The organism is Pseudorhodobacter sp., from assembly GCF_030452865.1.
In the GTDB taxonomy this organism is placed as follows: Bacteria; Pseudomonadota; Alphaproteobacteria; order Rhodobacterales; family Rhodobacteraceae; genus Pseudorhodobacter.
Genome location: NZ_JAKDLJ010000333.1, coordinates 1 through 4,093, shown reverse-complemented (window position 1 = coordinate 4,093; position 4,093 = coordinate 1). Strand labels below are relative to the sequence as shown.

Here is a 4,093-nt window from a genome sequence, read left to right as displayed (position 1 = left end):
GCATGACGCAATTGCGCAACTGGGGGCGGCGCCATTCAACGGGCGCGCAGATGCGGGAGACTTGGGCGGCAAAGCTGGAAACGGCGAAAGCGCGCCTTGGGATTGAAGCAACGCGCGTATGAATCCACATAAATGGCCAAGTCCTAATCCTTCGGACGGTTATCAATGACCCTTACGGCCTTGCCCTGCGACCGCGCCACGCCGCCCGGAAACTTGACCTCAATCTCACAGCTCACGCCCACCATGCCCTTGATCCGTTTCGCCAAAACGGCCACTGCCTGCGCCCGGCTTTCGGCATCTGCGTTGTGTATATCCGCCTCCACCATGACGCGCATCGCATCCATAGGTCCGGCGCGGAAAAGCTCAATCTGGAAATAGGGGGCAAGGCCGGGGGTTGCCAGAACCTGTTCCTCAATCTGGGTCGGAAAGATGTTGACGCCACGCAGAATGATCATATCATCGCTGCGCCCAGTGATCTTTTCCATCCGACGCATTGATCGCGCCGTTCCCGGCAACAGCCGCGTCAAATCACGGGTGCGGTAGCGGATCATCGGCATGCCTTCCTTGGTCAGCGTGGTAAAGACTAACTCTCCCTTCTCACCCTCCGGCAACACGGCGCCAGTGATCGGGTCGATCACTTCGGGGTAGTAGTGGTCCTCCCAGACATGCAGCCCGTCTTTGGTTTCAACGCATTCATTGGCAACACCCGGCCCCATAATCTCGGACAACCCGTAAATATCGACGGCATGGATATCAAACGCATCCTCAATTTCCTTGCGCATGGCATTGGTCCAGGGTTCGGCACCAAAGACACCGACCTGCAACGAGGAGCCGCGCGGATCGAAGCCCGATTTGTGGAACTGCTCCAGAATATTGAGCATATAGGACGGCGTGACCATGATGCCGGTGGCCTGAAAATCACGGATCAGGTTAACCTGTTTTTCGGTTTGGCCTCCACCCATCGGCACCACCATCGCGCCCAGGCGTTCAATGCCGTAATGCGCGCCAAGCCCGCCGGTGAACAGGCCGTAGCCATAGGCGTTATGGATAATGTCCGCCGCCCGAAGACCCGAAGCGCGCAACGACCGCGCCACAGTGTCGGCCCAAATGTCGATGTCATTCTTGGTATAAACCACGACCGTCGGCTTGCCGGTGGTGCCGGAGGAAGCATGCAGCCGCACGATTTTATCCCTTGGGACGGCGGCAAGCCCGAAAGGATAGTTGTCGCGCAGATCATCCTTATGCGTAAACGGAAACTTCGCCAGATCCGGCAAGCTGTGCAGATCGTCCGGGTGAACACCCGCCGCATCAAACCGTTTTCGATACATCGGCACGTTGTCATAGGCATGCCGCAGTGACCATTTCAGCCGCTTCAACTGCAACGCCATGATCTCGTCACGGCTGGCGATCTCGATCGCTTCAAGATCAATTTTCTTGGGACTCAGGTCTTTCATCCGAACCTCCGCCTACTCCGGGAACAATTGACCTTTGATGGACCGCGACATACCGCGAAATTCAGCGATGGTTTCACCGTCCTGATCGGTCACGCAAACATCATAGATACCGCTGCGGCCGGTCAATGACACCTCCCGCGCCCGTGCCGTCAGCACATCGCCAAGCTGCGCCGGGGCGGTGTAGCTGATAACATTGTGCTGGGCGAGCGTGTTTTGATTTCGGCTGTTGCAGGCAAAGGCAAATGCGGTATCGGCAAGGGCGAAGGTGATACCGCCGTGACAGATGCCGTGGCCGTTGCAATGATGCTTTTGTACGGTTAACTCAAGCGCGGCGCTCCCCTCATCGACTTCGACGATTGCCATGCCCATCCATTGCGATGCACCGTCATCGGTCCACATCACTTCGGCACAGCGTTCGGCGCGTTCCTTCGGTGTCATTTTTCTGCCCCGTGAATGTGTCGCGCCGCACTGGCGGGAACGTGTAGCCCGTTGTCCCAATCGACCCCCTATATTTTCACCAGAACGGTGCAAAATTCCAAATGTTCATCCAAAGAATTGATCGCGACCATGCTATGGTCGAAGCTGATAGCATCTCAACCCCCACACAAGATGGGTCATACTGTGCTCGGCGGAATTGAAAGGGTGTTCCATGACCATGCTTGCAGTCAAAAGTTTTGTCGCAGAATCGTGGATCGGTCCGGGCGCTGGCGCACGCGAGATTGAGAATGCAATCACCGGCGACACCATGGCCTTCGCCGGGAATAGCGCGCTGGATGCGCAAGCAATGCTGGACCACGCGCGCCGCGTTGGAAACCCGGCCCTGCGCGCGATGACGTTTCACGACCGCGCCCGGATGCTCAAGGCGCTGGCGGAGTCTTTGGACCAACACAAGCAGGCGCTTTATGATCTGTCATTTTCGTCGGGGGCGACACAAGCCGACCATCTGCTTGACATTGATGGTGGCATTGCCACGATGTTTGTCTTCGCCTCCAAAGGGCGTCGCGAAATGCCGGATACCAATGTCTATCTGGACGGCGAGGTGGAGCAGCTTTCCCGCAACGCTAGATTTCTGGGCCAACACATCTACACCCCGTTGCAGGGCGTCGCGGTGCATATCAACGCCTTCAACTTCCCGGTTTGGGGTATGTTGGAAAAGCTGGCACCAACGCTGCTCGCGGGTGTTCCAGCGATTGTGAAACCGGCGACTGCAACTTGCTATATCACTGAACTTGCGGTGCGGATCATGCTCGGTAGTGGCATCCTGCCAGAGGGAGCGTTGCAACTGGTGACGGGCGGCTTGGGCGATACGCTGGACCTGCTGACCGCGCAAGATGTGGTCAGCTTCACCGGTTCTGCCGAAACCGCGTTCAAGCTGCGTTCTGCCCCGCATATCCTGCGCAATTCAATCCGCTTCGTGGCGGAACAAGACAGCCTCAACGCCTCAATCCTCGGGCCGGACGCTGTGGCTGGAACACCGGAGTTCGATCTGTTCGTCAACGAGGTGCAGCGTGAAATGACGATGAAGGCGGGGCAGAAATGCACCGCAATCCGCCGGGTTTTCGCGCCACAAGCGCAGGTCGACGCGGTGATTGCCGCGCTTGTCGACCGTTTGGCGAAAACGGTGATCGGTGATCCAAGGGCCGAGACCACGCAGATGGGTGCCTTGGTGTCCAACGCGCAAAAGCGGGATGTTTTGGCAAAAGCCGCAATCATCGGGCGGGAGGCGGAGCGGGTTTTCGGCGATCCTGATGCGTTTGATGTGCAAGGGGCAGATGCCGCGAAAGGCGCGTTCCTGCCGCCAATGCTTTACCATTGCGCAAACCCCGACGCGGCGCTGCGCGTGCATGATACCGAAGCCTTCGGTCCGGTTTCAACGATCATGGGCTATCGCGACCTTTCCCATGCGATCGAATTGGTGAACCGGGGTGGCGGCTCCTTGGTCGCCTCGCTGATCACGCGTGAACCGCAGGTTGCGCGGGAGGTGGTGATAGGCGCTGCTGCGTTCCATGGCCGTATCTACATCAACAACCGCGACAGCATGGCGGAGGCGACGGGCCACGGCTCCCCCCTTCCGCATATGGTGCATGGCGGGCCGGGGCGTGCCGGCGGCGGTGAGGAGTTGGGCGGCATCCGTGGCGTGCTGCATTACATGCAACGCACGGCCATTCAAGGCAGCCCGGACATGCTGACAGCCATCGGACAGAAATGGGTGCCGGGCAGCGTTGAGGTTATAACCCCAGCGCATCCTTTCACCCGAAGTTTCAACGAATTGACCATTGGAGAGACGCTCCACACCGCCCCGCGCAAGATTACTCTGGATGATATCGAGCATTTCGCCAAATTCACCGGCGACACCTTCTATGCCCATATGGATGAGGCGGCGGCGAAGCGAAACCCGTTTTTCCCCGGCCGCGTCGCGCATGGTTATCTGTTGCTCAGCTTTGCTGCCGGTATGTTTGTGGAGCCGAACGAAGGCCCGGTTTTGGCCAATACCGGGCTTGACAGCCTGCGCTTTCAAAAACCGGTGCAAGCGGGCGACTGCATCAAGGTGCGGCTGACTGTCAAACAGAAGACCCGGCGCAATAAGGATTATGGCGAGGTGCGCTGGCACGTTACCCTGACCAATCAGAATGCAGAGC

Annotated in this window: 3 protein-coding genes; 1 reads left to right on the top strand and 2 read right to left on the bottom strand. The window is 58.4% G+C overall.

Annotated features, from left to right (window positions below):
• Window positions 1-143: 143 nt before the first annotated feature.
• Window positions 144-1,454, bottom strand: coding sequence for a phenylacetate--CoA ligase PaaK (gene paaK / locus L0H65_RS15700; RefSeq protein WP_301460018.1), 1,311 nt, complete (start codon window positions 1,452-1,454; stop codon window positions 144-146).
• A gap of 12 nt (window positions 1,455-1,466) precedes the next feature.
• Entirely contained in the window at window positions 1,467-1,892 is a 426-nt protein-coding gene (gene paaI, locus L0H65_RS15695; protein ID WP_301460017.1) for a hydroxyphenylacetyl-CoA thioesterase PaaI, read from the bottom strand.
• 211 nt (window positions 1,893-2,103) lie between these two features.
• On the opposite strand from paaI, the gene paaZ reads away from it, so the two are divergent.
• Window positions 2,104-4,093 (top strand): phenylacetic acid degradation bifunctional protein PaaZ (paaZ, locus tag L0H65_RS15690; protein WP_301460015.1); only part of this gene is annotated, 1,990 nt, incomplete at its 3' end.